This is a genomic window from Bradyrhizobium sp. HKCCYLS20291 (genome assembly GCF_051167715.1).
Taxonomy (GTDB): domain Bacteria; phylum Pseudomonadota; class Alphaproteobacteria; order Rhizobiales; family Xanthobacteraceae; genus Bradyrhizobium.
In genome coordinates, this window is record NZ_JBNPTO010000026.1 from 26916 (window position 1) to 41129 (window position 14214).

Annotated in this window: 14 protein-coding genes; 7 read left to right on the plus strand and 7 right to left on the minus strand. The window is 65.5% G+C overall.

Features of this window, described 5'->3' with window-relative positions:
• Window positions 1-7 precede the first annotated feature (7 nt).
• From ACQR07_RS34780 to ACQR07_RS34805, 6 genes are all read right to left on the minus strand, one after another.
• Complete coding sequence (locus ACQR07_RS34780) at window positions 8-1810, minus strand: gamma-glutamyltransferase family protein (protein ID WP_434906552.1); 1803 nt, start codon at window positions 1808-1810, stop codon at window positions 8-10.
• A 45-nt stretch (window positions 1811-1855) separates the two neighbouring features.
• Window positions 1856-2851 carry an ABC transporter ATP-binding protein gene (locus tag ACQR07_RS34785; RefSeq protein ID WP_434906553.1) on the minus strand — a complete coding sequence of 332 codons (996 nt, stop codon included), beginning with the start codon at window positions 2849-2851 and terminating at the stop codon, window positions 1856-1858.
• Window positions 2848-3831 (minus strand): ABC transporter ATP-binding protein, encoded by a 984-nt coding sequence (locus tag ACQR07_RS34790; RefSeq protein ID WP_434906554.1) that lies wholly within the window; start codon window positions 3829-3831, stop codon window positions 2848-2850. The genes ACQR07_RS34785 and ACQR07_RS34790 overlap by 4 nt, the downstream gene beginning before the upstream one ends.
• Before the next feature lie 31 nt (window positions 3832-3862).
• Entirely contained in the window at window positions 3863-4831 is a 969-nt protein-coding gene (locus ACQR07_RS34795; protein WP_434906555.1) for an ABC transporter permease, read from the minus strand.
• Between the two features lie 2 nt (window positions 4832-4833).
• Complete coding sequence (locus ACQR07_RS34800; protein WP_434868230.1) at window positions 4834-5814, minus strand: ABC transporter permease; 981 nt, start codon at window positions 5812-5814, stop codon at window positions 4834-4836.
• Between the two features lie 104 nt (window positions 5815-5918).
• Complete coding sequence (locus ACQR07_RS34805; RefSeq protein WP_434906556.1) at window positions 5919-7517, minus strand: ABC transporter substrate-binding protein; 1599 nt, start codon at window positions 7515-7517, stop codon at window positions 5919-5921.
• Window positions 7518-8043: 526 nt separating this feature from the next.
• Between ACQR07_RS34805 and ACQR07_RS34810 the strand changes: the two genes are divergently transcribed.
• Entirely contained in the window at window positions 8044-8304 is a 261-nt protein-coding gene (locus tag ACQR07_RS34810; RefSeq protein WP_015668166.1) for a DUF6489 family protein, read from the plus strand.
• A 200-nt stretch (window positions 8305-8504) separates the two neighbouring features.
• Here ACQR07_RS34810 and ACQR07_RS34815 read toward each other — a convergent pair whose 3' ends face one another.
• A complete protein-coding gene (locus ACQR07_RS34815) occupies window positions 8505-9425 on the minus strand; it encodes an alpha/beta fold hydrolase (protein WP_434906557.1) in 921 nt (306 codons plus the stop codon).
• Between the two features lie 146 nt (window positions 9426-9571).
• Here ACQR07_RS34815 and ACQR07_RS34820 point away from each other — a divergent pair, with 146 nt between their 5' ends.
• From ACQR07_RS34820 to paaC, 6 genes are all read left to right on the plus strand, one after another.
• The gene (locus ACQR07_RS34820) at window positions 9572-10309 is read left to right on the plus strand and encodes a hypothetical protein (protein WP_434906558.1); all 738 of its coding nucleotides are present in this window, start codon (window positions 9572-9574) and stop codon (window positions 10307-10309) included.
• Between the two features lie 146 nt (window positions 10310-10455).
• Window positions 10456-10932, plus strand: coding sequence for a phasin (locus tag ACQR07_RS34825; RefSeq protein ID WP_434906559.1), 477 nt, complete (start codon window positions 10456-10458; stop codon window positions 10930-10932).
• A gap of 93 nt (window positions 10933-11025) precedes the next feature.
• Window positions 11026-11895, plus strand: a complete 870-nt coding sequence (gene paaX / locus ACQR07_RS34830; protein ID WP_434906560.1) for a phenylacetic acid degradation operon negative regulatory protein PaaX — start codon at window positions 11026-11028, stop codon at window positions 11893-11895.
• Between the two features lie 88 nt (window positions 11896-11983).
• Entirely contained in the window at window positions 11984-12973 is a 990-nt protein-coding gene (gene paaA, locus ACQR07_RS34835) for a 1,2-phenylacetyl-CoA epoxidase subunit PaaA (RefSeq protein WP_434906561.1), read from the plus strand.
• Between the two features lie 15 nt (window positions 12974-12988).
• Window positions 12989-13276 (plus strand): 1,2-phenylacetyl-CoA epoxidase subunit PaaB, encoded by a 288-nt coding sequence (paaB, locus tag ACQR07_RS34840; protein ID WP_012043014.1) that lies wholly within the window; start codon window positions 12989-12991, stop codon window positions 13274-13276.
• Between the two features lie 133 nt (window positions 13277-13409).
• Complete coding sequence (gene paaC, locus ACQR07_RS34845) at window positions 13410-14186, plus strand: 1,2-phenylacetyl-CoA epoxidase subunit PaaC (RefSeq protein ID WP_434906562.1); 777 nt, start codon at window positions 13410-13412, stop codon at window positions 14184-14186.
• Window positions 14187-14214 lie beyond the last annotated feature (28 nt).

Below are 14214 nucleotides of genomic sequence, written 5' to 3' on the forward strand. Positions count from 1 at the left end.
AACTCTCCTATCGTCCCGCCGCGTAGCCCTGCATGCCCCGCGGATTGGCGGCGGCGCGGCGGCGGCGGCCGATGCGCGAGGCCGCGGTGAGGCGGCCCTCCGACCAGTCCGGGCCGACCTCGACGACATGGCCGCGGCGGCGCAGCTCCTCTATCGTGGCCTTGGGCACGCGGCCCTCCACCACGAGCACGCCGGGGCGCGCGGTGCGCGGCCAGAACGAGATCGGGAAGTGCTCGGAGTGCCAGGCCGGCGCGTCGATCGATTCCTGCAGATTCATGCCGGCATGGACGTGGCGCAGGAAGAACTGCGTATTCCACTGGTCCTGCTGGTCGCCGCCGGGCGAGCCCCAGGCGACGTAGGGCTCGCCGTCGCGCAGCGCCATGGTCGGCGACAGCGTGGTGCGCGGCCGCTTGCCGGGCACCAGCGCCGCCGGATGATCCTCCTCCAGCCAGAACATCTGCGCGCGCGTGCCGAGGCAGAAACCGAGCTCGGGGATCACGGGCGAGGATTGCAGCCAGCCGCCCGAGGGCGTGGCCGAGATCATGTTGCCGTCGCGGTCGATGATGTCGAAATGCACGGTGTCGCCGCGCACCTCGCCGAACCGTCCCACGGTGGGCTCGCCCGAGCCCATGGCGCCGACCGCCTCGCGGTGGCCCGTCGCCTCGCGCAACTTCACCTTGGCGCCGTAGCCGTCGAGCTGGCCGGGACGCAGCTCGAGCGAGGCCTTGTCCGTGATCAGCTTGCGGCGCGCGTCGTTGTAGGCGTCGGACAGCAGCGTCTCGATCGGGATGTCGGCAAACTTCGGATCGCCGTAGAACGCCTCGCGATCGGCAAACGCCAGCTTGGCGGCCTCGATCTGCCAATGGATGAAATCCGGCCCCGTGGGATCGAGGCCGTCGAGCGCAAAGCCCTTCAGCAGAGCGAGCTGCTGCAGCAGCACCGGGCCCTGGCTCCAGACGCCGGCCTTGCAGACGGTGTAGCGGCCGTACTGATAGGTCAGCGGCGCCTCGATGGTCGGCTGCCAGCGCGCCATGTCGTCGGCTGAGAGCACGCCCTTGTGGCGCGAACCCGAGACGTCCATCACCTCCTGCGTCCGGCAGAACCGGTCGATCGCCTCGGCGACGAAACCCTGCGACCACGCCTTGCGGGCGCGCTCGATCTGCGCGTCACGATCACCGCCGGCACTCTCGGCTTCGCCGAGGATGCGCGCGTAGGTCTCGGCGAGCTTGGGATTGGTGAACAGCGTGCCGGGGCGCGGCACCTCGCCATTCGGCAGATACAGCGCGGCCGAGGTCGGCCAATGCGTCTCGAACAGCTGCTCGACGGTCTGGATCGTCGCCGAGACGCGCTCCACCAGCGGATAGCCGTCGCGGGCGTAGGCGATCGCCGGCTCCAGCACGTCGCGCAGCCGCATCGTGCCGTAGTCGCGCAGCAGCAGCATCCAGGATTCGAAGGTCCCGGGAACACAGGCGGCGAGCAGTCCGGTGCCGGGCACCATCTCCAGGCCTTCGCGCTTGTAGTGCGCAATGGTTGCGCCCGCCGGCGCGGGGCCCTGGCCGCAGATCACCTCGGTGCGTCCGCGCTTGACGTCGTGCACGATGATCGGCACGTCCCCGCCGGGGCCGTTCAGGTGCGGCTCGACCACCTGCAAGGTGAAGGCGGCCGCGACGCCAGCGTCGAAGGCGTTGCCGCCGCGCTCCAGCATTGCCATGCCGACGGCGGTGGCGATCCAGTGCGTCGAGGTGACAACGCCAAACGTGCCTTCGATCTCGGGGCGGGTCGTGAAGGGATCGGGATTGACGAAGCTCATGCTGCTTTCACTTTGCTGATCAGTCCGTCCGCATCATTTCTTTTTTCACGCAGGAACGGCCAGCGCGGCCGGCTGGTTCACTGCGTGACACGCAACCCCGCCGATCAGCTCCGGCGCCTTCTGCCGGCACAGATCGAAGGCGAGGGGACAACGCGGATTGAAGGTGCAGCCCGCGGGCGGATTGATCGGGTTCGGGATCTCGCCCTTCACCGGAATGCGCTGGCGGCCGGACATCGACAGATCCGGCACCGCGCCGAGCAGCATCTTGGTGTAGGGCATGCGCGGATCGCTGAAGAGCGTGCGTCCATCAGCAATCTCGACGATGCGGCCGAGATACATCACGCCGATCCGGCTCGCCATGTGGCGGACGACTGCGAGATTGTGGCTGATGAACAGATAGGTCAGGCCGAACTTGTCCTGCAGGTCGCGCATCAGGTTGAGGATCTGCGCCTGCACGGAGACGTCGAGCGCCGAGGTCGGCTCGTCGCAGACGATGAACTCGGCCTCGGAAGCGAGCGCGCGCGCGATCGCGATGCGCTGGCGCTGGCCGCCGGAGAATTCGTGCGGAAACTTCTGACCGTCGTCCGGATGCAGGCCGACCAGCGTCAGCAACTCGCCGACTCGGTCCCTGATCTGGCGCTCGCCCTCGATGATGTTGAAGGCGCGGATCGGCTCGGCGATGATGGAGTCGACGCGGAAGCGCGGGTTGAGGCTGGCATAGGGATCCTGGAACACCATCTGGATGCGCCGGCGCAGCTTGCGCCGCACCTGTGCCTGGCGCGCTTCGCTCATCGACACGCCATCGATGATGACCTCGCCGGAGGTCGGCGCCAGCAGCCCGACCACCATGCGCGCGACCGTCGTCTTGCCGGAGCCGGACTCGCCGACCAGGGCAAAGGTCTCGCCCTTCCTGATGCCGAAGCTGACGCCGTCGACGGCTTTCAAAAACTCCTGCGGCTGACGTTCGATCACGCGATTGAGCCAGGGTTTCGAGACGTCGAACACCCGGCGCAGATTCCTGACCTCGACGAAATCGCTCATGCCGCGGTCTCCGTCGCGCGATCATACAGATGACAGGCGACCGCCTGCGTGCCCTGCCGCAGCGGCTCCGGCCGGTCGATGCGGCAGCGCTCGAAGGCGGCGCCGCAGCGCGGATTGAACGAGCAGCCGGCGGGGATCGCGGATAGCCGCGGCATCGCGCCGGGGATCTGCACCAGGCGGCTTTCTTCGCTGGCCAAGGTCGGGATCGCGCCCATCAGGCCCTTGGCGTAGGGATGCAGCGGGTTCTTGATGACCTCCTGCACCGGGCCGATCTCGGCCACGCGGCCGGCATACATCACGGCGACGCGGTCGCAGGTCTCGGCGATCACGCCCATGTCGTGGGTCACCAGCATCACGGCAGTGCCATGATCGCGGCCGAGCCGCTTGATCAGCGAGATGATCTGCGCCTGCACGGAGACGTCGAGCGCCGTGGTCGGCTCGTCGGCGATGATCAGCTCCGGCTCGGCGCACAAAGCGAGCGCGATCACCACGCGCTGGCGCATGCCGCCGGAGAATTCGTGCGGATAGCCGTCGATGCGCTTCTCGGGGGCGGGAATGCCGACCTCGGCCAGCAGGTCGATGGCGCGCTTGCGCGCCTGCTGGTCGGTGAGATTGGTGTGGGTCTTGATGGTCTCGATGATCTGGTCGCCGACGCGATACAGCGGATTGAGCGAGGTCAGCGGATCCTGGAAGATCATGCCGATGCGCTTGCCGCGCACCTTGCGCATCTCCTCCGGCGGCAGATTGTCGATGCGCCGGCCGGACAGCAGGATCTCGCCGCCGGAGATGCGGCCGGGCGGATCGATCAGGCCGATCACGGCCAGGCCGGTGACGGACTTGCCGGCGCCGGATTCGCCGACGACGCCGAGCACCTCGCCCTTGGCGATGTCCCAGGACACGCCGTCGATCGCGCGCAGGGTGCCGCGCCTGGTCTCGAACTCGACATGCAGATTGCGCACGGACAGAACGGGGGCGGTCATGAGGTCAGGCCTTCGCAACTCTGAACGAGGATCATCGCAGTTTCGGGTTGAGCGCGTCGCGCAGCCAGTCGCCAAGCAGGTTGATGGCCAGGATCAGTCCGGCCAGCGCGATGCCGGGGAAGGCCACGATCCACCATTCGCCGGCGAACAGATAGTTGTTGCCGATCCGGATCAGAGTGCCGAGCGAGGGCATCGTCTCCGGCATGCCGGAACCGAGGAACGACAAGGTCGCCTCCGTAAGCACCGCGAGCGCCAGATTGATGGTGGCGATCACCAGCACCGGTCCGGTGGTGTTGGGCAGCACGTGGCGTAGCATGATGACCGGCGCGGGCAGGCCGATCAGCTGCGCGGCGGCGACATAGTCCTTGTTCTTCTCGACCATGACCGAGCTGCGCACGGTCCGCGCATATTGCACCCAGAAGGACAGGCCGATGGCGAGCACCAGGACGCCGAGCATGCTCAGCCATTCCAGATGATTGCCGGACACCGACTTGGCGATGCCGTTCACGAGCAGGGCGATCAGGATCGGCGGGAACGTCAGCTGCACGTCGGCGATGCGCATGATCACGGTATCGACGCGGCCGCCGAAATAGCCGGCGATCAGGCCCAGCGCGATGCCGAGCGCGCCGGAGAAGACGACGCCGAGTATGCCGACCAGCAGCGAGATCCGCAGGCCATAGAGGATGGCGGAGAGCACGTCGCGGCCCTGCTCGTCGGTGCCGAGCAGGAACGGGCTCTGCCCGTCCGCCGTCCACAGCGGCGCAATGCGGGAATTGAGGAGCTGCAGCTGCGCGGGATCGAACGGGTTCTGTGGCGACAGCAGCGGCGCGAAGATCGCGAGCAGGAAGAACAGCAGCGTGACGACGGCTGCCACGACCGTCAGCCTGGAGCGGCGGAACGAGTAGAACAGGTCGCTCGCGAGCGCGCGCTTGAGCCAGCCGTGGGCGGCCGCGCGCGGCGCTGGGGCGGGAGTGGGATGGGGAAGGGCTGCGTCACTCATGCTCAGGCCGGACGGCTGATGGTCGTGCGCAGGCGCGGATCGACCACGGTGTAGAGGATATCAACCACGAGATTGATGGTGACGAAGATCAGCGACACCATCATCAGGTAGGCCGCCATGATCGGGATGTCGACGTTCTGCACCGCCTGCACGAACAACAGGCCCATGCCCGGCCATTGGAACACCTGCTCCGTGATGATCGAGAACGCGATGACGGAGCCGAACTGCAGGCCGACGACGGTAATGACCGGAACCAGCGTGTTGCGGAGCGCGTGGCCGAAATGAATGGCGCGGGTGGTCAAGCCCCGCGCGCGGGCGAAGCGGATGTAGTCGGTGCGCAGCACCTCGAGCATCTCGGCACGGACCAGGCGCATGATCAAGGTCATCTGGAATAGGCCGAGCGTGATCGAGGGCATGATCAGCGCCTTCCAACCGGAGACGGTGAATAGTCCTGATGTCCACCAGCCCAGCCTCACGGTGTCGCCGCGTCCGAACGAGGGCAACCAACCCAGGGTGACCGAGAACAGGTAGATAAGCAGAATGCCGATCAGGAAGGTCGGCAGCGAAATGCCGATCAGCGACACCATCTGGAACAGCTTGGCGAGGAACGAGTCGCGGCGGAGCGCAGAAAATACGCCCATCAGGATGCCGAAGACCAGCGCCAGGATGGTGGCGCAGATTGCGAGCTCCAGGGTCGCAGGCATGCGCTCCTTGAGCAGATCGGAGACCGGCTGCCGGAACTGATAGGACACGCCGAACTTGAATTGTGCAGCGTCGAGCAGATAGTGGCCGAACTGCACGATGAACGGATCGTCCAGGCCCAGCGATTGACGGACTTGGGCGCGCTCCGCAGCCGTGGCATCGATGGGCACGATCTGGCTGACCGGATCGCCGGCAAAGCGGAACATGGCGAAGGCGATGATTCCGACGGCGATCATCACGCCGATGGCCTGGATTGCTCGGCGAAGCGCGAAGGCGAGCATCTGATCCTTTCAGCTCTTCAAGCTGCGGCGCGTAGCACCTGCCGCGGGAAATGAAAAGTCCCGAAAAGCAGTTCTGCTTTCCGGGACTCGACGTCGTGTGTGGACTACTCGGTCTTCGTCGCCAGATACAGCATCACCTGGTTGTCGGCGCGCAGCGGGATCTTCACCTTCTTGGAGACGCCCCAGGCGACGGCCTGCTGGTGCAGCGGGATGTAGCCATAGTCCTTGATGCCGATCTCGAACGCCTGCTTGATCAGCTGATCGCGCTTGGCGGTATCGGTCTCGACCAGCACCTTGTCGGTGAGCGCGTCGAGCTCCTTGTTGCAGTAGTTGCCGAGATTGGCCTCGCCCCGGGTCGCGTCCTTGGGGTCGTCACGGCAGCCCATGATGTCATGCAGCACGTTGTGCGCGTCCCCCGACGACGGCGTCCAGCCGAGCAGGAAGAACGACGTGTTGTAGCCGCCCGGCTTCAGCACCTTGGCGAAATACTGCGCCTTGGGCTGGGCATTCAGGTTCACCTTGACGCCGACGCGGGCTAGCATGCCGACCACGGCCTGACAGATCGCGGCATCGTTGACGTAGCGGTCGTTCGGGCAATCCATCCCGACCTCGAAGCCGTCGGGATAGCCGGCCTCGGTCAGCAGCTTCTTGGCCGCATCCGGATCGTATTTCGGCCGCGTGAAGTCCTTCGACAGCGGGAACAGCTCCGGTGCGATCATCAGCGCCGACGGCGTCGACAGGCCGCGCATGACGCGCGTCTTGATCAGCTCGACGTCGATCGCCTTGTAGAAGGCCTCGCGGACGCGGACGTCCTTGAACGGGTTCTTGCCCTTGACGCTGGAGGAGACCAGTTCGTCGCGCGACTGGTCCATGCCGAGGAAGATCGTGCGCAGCTCGGGTCCCTTGAGGACCTGGGCATTCGGGCTGGAATCGACACGGCCGATGTCCTGCACCGGAACCGGCTCGATCAGGTCGACCTCGCCGGAGAGCAGCGCCGCAACGCGCGTCGCGTCGGAGCCGATCGTGGTGAACACGATTTCCTTGAGGTTGTGCTGGGGCTTGCCCCACCAGTTCGGATTCACCTTGAAGACGGTCTTCACACCGGGCTGATGGCTCTCGATGATGAAGGGGCCGGTGCCGTTCTCATGCAGCGCCGCGTAGCTCGGTGTAGTTGCCGAGACCGGCGTCGGCGCGACCGAGTTGTTCTCCTCGGCCCACTTCTTGTCCATGATGTACCACGAATCCCACTGCGAGATCAGGATGGGATTGGGTGCATCGAGCTTCACGTCGACCGTGTAGTCGTCGATCTTGGTGAACTTCGCGTCGGGCGGAACGTTCGACAGGAAGTTGGAGCCGGTGGCGCGGACGCGGTCGGCGGAGAAGATCACGTCGTCGGCGGTGAAGGGATCGCCATTGTGGAATTTGACGCCCTTGCGCAGATGGAAGCGCCAGCGCGTCGGCTCCGGCGTCTCCCAACTCTCGGCCAGCGCAGGGATGATCTTCAGATCCTTGTCGCGTGCCGTCAGGCCCTCATACACGTGGGCATGATGCGCGATCGTGGTCGATTCCTTGAACGTATAGGGATCGAGGGATTTGAGGGTTCCTTGGTTGGCGTAGCGCAGGGTCTGGGCCGAAGCCGGCAGACTGGCAAGGCCGACGAGGATCGCGGCCGCCGCAACGAGCAGGGATTTGCGTCCCGACATATGTTCAAAATCTCCGCGTTTGACGCTTGTTTTCTCGGCAGGCGCGGATCGCGATCCGGCCCGCATGCTTCGAAGTTCGTGATGTCTGCAGCGCCTCTTGCACGAACTTCAAGAAGCAACAAGACGCCGGGCGATGTACTTGCAAGTCTGGTGCCGCTCGGTGAGAACTGCTTCCCAGGGCTGCGCCTGGCGGCGCCGTTGGACCTGCGGCACGTCGAGTGTCAGCATGTTGCCAGAGTTCGGCAGCGGCGCACAAGTCCGGTTTGTTTAAGCCTAAACGATAAGGTTAGCCGCGAACCGACGCGTGCAGCGCACGCGAAGCTGCGCCTGGAGCCATCGGGCAGGGGGCGCGGCGGATTGACCATGTCCCAGGAATTGCGCGGTTGCAGCAAAGCGCCGCTTGCTAGAGAGGGCCCGGCGCGGTGATACTGCTCCGGCTCGCCGCCATGGCCGGGGCCGTCTCCCGTGACACGGGAAACGGATCAAGGCGCCGGAGGTCGAGAGATACGAACAGTGCGGAGCGGCCATGAAAGTCAATATCGAGATCGATTGCACACCGCTCGAGGCGCGGCAGTTTTTCGGACTTCCGGATGTCGGTCCGATGCAGTCCGCCGTGATGGACAGGCTGCAGCACCAGATGACCAGCAACATCGACAAGCTGACGCCCGAGGCGATCATGCAGAGCTGGTTCACGTTCGATCCGCGGCTGGCCGAGCGGTTCCAGGATATGATGCTGACGATGACGGGGCTCGGCGGCAGCCGCTCCAGCGACAAGAAGTCGGCCTGAGCTGCGACCACAGGATTTTCAGCGATCCTCGCGACGGCAGCCGCCGTCGCGTTCGTCGCCCCCGGGCCGGCGGCCCTGATGGCTGAAGTCACCGCGGCCGCAGCGCATCGCAATCACGAGAGCTGGTGGTGATCGATCCCGGCCGTCGGCAGAGATGACAGCTCGATCCAGAGCGGCAGCGGTGGCTATCGGTTGCCGTCCTACGCCGCCTGCGCGTTCGCGCCATGGGCGTGGTCGGCAATGGCGCCAATGATCTGCGGCCAGGTCGGAATCGGGATGGCGTGGCCCATGCCCTCGATCATCAACAGCTTGGCGTTCGGAATCGATTCCGCGGTATCCTTGCCGGCAGCGGGAAGCACCAGCGGATCGACGGTGCCGTGGATCACCAGCGTCGGCGCTGTCACCAGATGCAGCCGTGGCTTGCGGCTGCCCGAGGCCAGGATGGCGCGGAGCTGGCGGCCGACGCCGGCGGGGTTGAGCCCGCGTGCGAAACAGCGCTCGGCGAGCGCGACGTCGCGCGCCTCGTCCTGCGGGAAGGAGCCGACGCGCAGGGTTTTCCAGGTCGTCTGGAAGCGGCGGATGTATTCGTCCTTGGTGTTCGGCGGCGGCGCCATCAGGAGCATCGCGACCTCGCGCTTCGGCGGCGGCAGGCGCGGGTTGCCGGTCGTCGACATGATCGAGGTCAGTGACCTCACCCGGTGCGGGTAGGTGATCGCGATCTCCTGCGCGATCATGCCGCCCATCGAGGCCCCCACCAGATGCGCCGACTTGATGTCGAGCGCGTCCATCAGGCCGATCGTGTCCTTGGCCATGTCCGAGAGCTTGTAGGGCGCCGCGACCGGGATGTTGAACAAGCGCAGCTTGATCAGCTCGAACGGCGTCAGGCGCTTGCCACCGTGCAGCTTGCCGGACTGGCCGATGTCGCGGTTGTCGAAACGGATGACGCGGAAGCCGCGCGCCGCCAGCATTTGGCAGAACTCGTCGTCCCAGATGATCATCTGCGCGCCCAGCCCCATGATCAGCAGCAGCGGCGGCGCGGCGGGGTCGCCGAACGTCTCGTAGCAGATGTCGATACCGTTGGCGCGGACGAGGTGCGCGGGTTGATGAGCGGCTGTGGTCACGGGATCCCCTTCGAAGGCCAACGACCCCCTCTATGGCATGGTTCCGCTGGAAGTGAGAAGTCGGCGATGATTTTGCTGCATTGCAGCGAGACTGTGCTATGATAGGTTGTATTGAGTCTTTCGTGATGGTCTTAAGGAGCTTGCCGATGGTCAATAAATCCGGCGATCCGATCGCATTCTGGCAGCAGATGGTCGGTGAGATGCAGAAGAGCTTCACGGCCTTCACGCGGCTGCGCCCGATCGGTGCGGCCCGATCTTCCGATGATTCCGCAACGTCTGGAAATGGACAGAAGCCCATGGCCGATCTCATGGAAAACTACTACGCCGGCATGAACGTGCCGAGCCGCGGTCAGCTCACCGCCTTGAACGAGCGGCTTGCCGTGATCGAAGGCGAGCTCACCGAGACGCGGACGCTGCTGAAGGAGCTGCTCACCGCGACAAAGGTGCCGGCACCGGCGCCGAAGCCGTCCGTCGATCTCGCGCCGCAGTTGAACGAGATCAAAGGCTTGCTCGACAAGCTTGTCGCGGCGTCCAAGAGCATGCCGGCCCCGGCCGACCTCAGGCCCGAGCTGAACGAGATCAAGGGTTTGCTCGATCGGCTTGTGGTTGCGTCCAAGGCTCCGCAGCCGGAGGTCAAGCCGGCCGTCGACGTCACACCGCAGTTGAGCGAGATCAAGGCCCTGCTCGGCGAGGTGCTGAATGCTGCCAAGGAACCGCCGCTGGCGCCTGTCGCTTTGGAAGCAGAGCCGGAGCAGTCAGCCGATTCGCTTCCCAAGGAAGCTCCCAAAGCAGCCGAGCTGCCGCGCCAGGGCAAGGCCCGGAACAAGAAGCCTGGCGCAACCGGGCACGGGCCGCACGGTGCTGAGACCCGGTCGAACGGTTAACGACGAATACCCATCACAAATCTGCAATGATGCATTGCAACATTATTGTTGCAATGCATCATTTGGGCTGCTATAGAGTTAATCACTCCGGTTCATAGCGACGGAGCGAGCCCATAGCTCAGACAACATTGAGGATGGAGACGACCATGAGCAACGACACCAACAACGTGTTCGACACCGTCAAGGACGCCTTTGCGCCGGTGACCGACGCTTTCAAGAATCTGCAGACGATGGAAGTTCCGGAGTCCGCGCGGGAGTTCGTCAAGAAGACCGCGTCCACCGCCAAGGAGCGCGCTGCGGAGGCCCTGGCCGGCTCCGAGAAGGTGACCTCGGCGATCGAGACCGCCGTGTTCGATGGCGTCACCGAGGCCGGCAAGATCAGCCGCAATATTCAGCAGGCGCTGTATCAGGACACCGAGGCGTTCTTCGATGGCCTGGACAAGCTGGCGTCCGCCAAGTCGATCAGCGAAGCCGTCCAGATCCAGGGCGAGCTCGCTCGTGCCCGCGGCGAGACCCTCGTGGCCCGCGCGAAGTCGACCAGCGAGTACGTTGGCAAGCTCGTCACCGAGGGTGCCAAGGTTGCCCAGCAGAACATGGCCAAGGCCTACAACAAGACCGCCTGATCGCATCATCAGCGTCAGTCGATTGATCTCCAAGGCCCGCGTCATGCGGGCCTTTTCTTTTGCGGCCAGGCAAAACCGGCTAAAGCGGGCGTCATGCCGCAGCCGCTGTCCCGCATCGTCAGTCAGCTCAAGAGCGAGCCGTCGCGCACGGGATCGCTGATCATCACCGTGTTCGGCGACGCCATCGTGCCGCGCGGCGGCCGCGTCTGGCTCGGCACCTTGCTGACCTTCTTCGACGGACTCGCGATTGACGGCAGCGTGGTCCGCACGGCGATGTCGCGGCTGACCGCAGAGGGCTGGTTCGAACGCACCAAGAGCGGCCGCAACAGCTTCTATCGCCTGACCCGGCGCGGCGAGCAGACCTTTGCCGGCGCCACCCGCCACATCTACGATTCGCCGCCTGGGGAATGGAACGGCAGCTTCGAGCTGGTTCTGATCGGCAGCGCCGACGATCGTGAGCAGGCGCGCACCGCGCTGCGCGATGCCGGCTTCGGCAGTCCGCTGCCGGGCGTGTTCGTCGCGCCCTCCAGCATCGCCGTTCCCGACGCGGTGGATGGGGCTATTCGCCTGCAGGCCTCCGCCGGCCCCGACATGGCGCGGCGGCTGGTCGCCGAGAGCTGGGCGCTGGAACGCACGGCGGATGCCTACCGCAAGTTCAGTGCCTCCTTTGCGCCGCTCAAGGCCAGCATCGAACGCGGCGAGATGCTGACCGACGGTCAGGCCTTCACCGCGCGAATCCTGCTGATCCATCATTATCGGCGCATCGTGCTGCGCGATCCCTTGCTGCCGGCCGAACTGCTGCCGGGGAACTGGCCGGGACGGCAGGCGAGGGCGCTGTGCGGCGAGATCTACTGGCTGCTGCTGCCCGGCTCGGAGCGCTGGCTCGATGCCCATGCGACGAATGAGGAGGGGCCGCTGCCGGCCGCAGGTGCGGCGCTGCTGCGTCGTTTTGCGGACGAATGAGGCGTGCTAATATATTACAAAATTCGATTGCATCGATGAAATTCTGTTATATATTGCCGCCAACCAAGTCCTGGGAGGACGCCGCCGCATGTACACGCAGGCGCTTAATTCGCCCGAGGAGGGCAGCCACGCCGAGGACGCCGTGCGCGCCTCGCGTTTTCAGGCCCGTATCGATGCCGAGGAGCGCATCGAACCCAACGACTGGATGCCCGCGGCCTATCGCAAGACGCTGGTCCGCCAGATCTCCCAGCACGCCCATTCCGAAATCGTCGGCATGCTGCCCGAGGGCAACTGGATCACGCGTGCGCCGAGCCTGCGCCGCAAGGCGGCGCTGCTCGCCAAGGTCCAGGACGAATGCGGCCATGGCCTCTATCTCTACGCCGCCGCCGAGACGCTCGGCGCCTCGCGCGAGGAGCTGGTCGACGCGATGCTGGCCGGCAAGGCCAAGTACTCCTCGATCTTCAACTACCCGACCCTGACCTGGGCGGATATCGGCGTGATCGGCTGGCTGGTCGACGGCGCCGCGATCATGAACCAGATCCCGCTGTGCCGCTGCTCCTACGGCCCCTATGCGCGCGCGATGATCCGCGTCTGCAAGGAGGAATCGTTCCACCAGCGCCAGGGATACGAGATCATGCTCACGCTGTGCCGCGGCACGGCGGAGCAGAAGGCGATGGCGCAGGACGCGCTGAACCGCTGGTGGTGGCCGGTGCTGATGATGTTCGGTCCGCCCGACCAGGCGAGCCAGCACAGCGACACCTCGACGAAGTGGAAGATCAAGCGCTTCTCGAATGACGAGCTGCGCCAGAAGTTCATCGATGCCACCGTGCCGCAGGCGCAGTATCTCGGCCTGACCATGCCTGATCCCGAGATGACGCAGGACGAGCAGGGCCACTGGCGGCACGGCCCGATCGACTGGAACGAGTTCAAGCAGGTGCTGGCCGGCAATGGCCCCTGCAACCGCGATCGCATGGCGGCGCGCCGCAAGGCGCATGCCGATGGCGCCTGGGTGCGCGAGGCGGCGGCCGCCTATGCCGAGAAGCGCGCGCAGCGCCAGATGGCGCAAGCCGCCGAGTAACAGGGGAGATCAGTGATGGCGACGCCGAACACGCCGTTGTGGGAGGTCTTCATCCGCAGCCGCAACGGGCTCGCGCACAAGCATTGCGGCTCGCTGCATGCGCCGGACGCGACCATGGCGCTGCAGGCCGCGCGCGACCTCTACACCCGCCGCGGCGAGGGCCTGTCGATCTGGGTGGTGCCGTCGAGTGCGATCACCGCGTCCGATCCCGCCGACAAGGCCATGATGTTCGAGCCGGCGGAATCGAAGATCTATCGCCATCCGACGTTCTACGAGGTGCCCGAGGAAGTCGGGCACATGTGAGTACGTGCGGCTGTCAGCCGTCGTCATTGCGAGCGCAGCGAAGCAATCCAGACTGCCTGCTCGGATGAATTTCTGGATTGCTTCGCTGCGCTCGCAATGACGAAGTTCGTGGCGGGCTGATCGGATCGCAACTATGACCGCACCCTCGATCACCGTCTCCGAAACGCCGCTGGTGCTGTACACGCTGCGCCGCGCCGATGATGCGCTGATCCTCGGCCATCGGCTGTCCGAATGGTGCGGCCACGCGCCCATGCTGGAAGAGGACATGGCGCTGTCCAACATGGCGCTCGACCTGATCGGCCAGGCGCGCGAGCTCTATGGCTACGCGGCCAAGGTCGAGGGGCGCGACAATGACGAGGACAAGCTCGCCTATCTGCGCGACGTCAGGCAGTACCGCAACCTGCTGCTGGTCGAGCGGCCCAACGGCGATTTTGCGTACACGATGGTGCGGCAGCTGTTCTATGCGGCGTTTGCCGATCTCTATTGGCGCGGCATGATGGGCTCGACCGATGCGACCTTGGCGGCGATCGCCGCCAAGTCGGAGAAGGAATGCGCCTATCACCTGCGCCATGCCAGCGAATGGGTGATCCGGCTCGGTGACGGCACCGATGAGAGCCACCGCCGCGCACAAGAGGCGTTGGATGATCTCTGGGCCTATACGGGCGAGATGTTCAGCGTCGACGCCTCCGAGCGCGGCCTGATCGACGCCGGCATCGCCATCGATCCGACGATGCTGCTGCCGGAATGGCTGTCGATCGTGTCCCATGTCGCGCGCGAGGCGACGCTCGTGCTGCCGGAGAACGAGTGGATGCAGCAGGGCGGTCGCGACGGGCGGCACAGCGAGCACCTCGGCCATCTCCTCAGCGAGCTGCAGCACATGCAGCGCAGCTTCCCCGGTGCGGCGTGGTAGTCGCGGACACCAGTCCTGCGGAGCTGCG

What these genes read in the sequence shown, in the direction of transcription:
- ACQR07_RS34795 (WP_434906555.1), bottom strand. Translation starts at nt 4,831, where the DNA reads ATGAGTGACGCAGCCCTTCCCCATCCCACTCCCGCCCCAGCGCCGCGC.
- ACQR07_RS34780 (WP_434906552.1), bottom strand. Translation starts at nt 1,810, where the DNA reads ATGAGCTTCGTCAATCCCGATCCCTTCACGACCCGCCCCGAGATCGAA.
- ACQR07_RS34790 (WP_434906554.1), bottom strand. Translation starts at nt 3,831, where the DNA reads ATGACCGCCCCCGTTCTGTCCGTGCGCAATCTGCATGTCGAGTTCGAG.
- ACQR07_RS34785 (WP_434906553.1), bottom strand. Translation starts at nt 2,851, where the DNA reads ATGAGCGATTTCGTCGAGGTCAGGAATCTGCGCCGGGTGTTCGACGTC.
- paaC (WP_434906562.1), top strand. Translation starts at nt 13,410, where the DNA reads ATGACCGCACCCTCGATCACCGTCTCCGAAACGCCGCTGGTGCTGTAC.
- paaA (WP_434906561.1), top strand. Translation starts at nt 11,984, where the DNA reads ATGTACACGCAGGCGCTTAATTCGCCCGAGGAGGGCAGCCACGCCGAG.
- ACQR07_RS34820 (WP_434906558.1), top strand. Translation starts at nt 9,572, where the DNA reads ATGGTCAATAAATCCGGCGATCCGATCGCATTCTGGCAGCAGATGGTC.
- ACQR07_RS34810 (WP_015668166.1), top strand. Translation starts at nt 8,044, where the DNA reads ATGAAAGTCAATATCGAGATCGATTGCACACCGCTCGAGGCGCGGCAG.
- ACQR07_RS34800 (WP_434868230.1), bottom strand. Translation starts at nt 5,814, where the DNA reads ATGCTCGCCTTCGCGCTTCGCCGAGCAATCCAGGCCATCGGCGTGATG.
- paaB (WP_012043014.1), top strand. Translation starts at nt 12,989, where the DNA reads ATGGCGACGCCGAACACGCCGTTGTGGGAGGTCTTCATCCGCAGCCGC.
- ACQR07_RS34805 (WP_434906556.1), bottom strand. Translation starts at nt 7,517, where the DNA reads ATGTCGGGACGCAAATCCCTGCTCGTTGCGGCGGCCGCGATCCTCGTC.
- ACQR07_RS34825 (WP_434906559.1), top strand. Translation starts at nt 10,456, where the DNA reads ATGAGCAACGACACCAACAACGTGTTCGACACCGTCAAGGACGCCTTT.
- paaX (WP_434906560.1), top strand. Translation starts at nt 11,026, where the DNA reads ATGCCGCAGCCGCTGTCCCGCATCGTCAGTCAGCTCAAGAGCGAGCCG.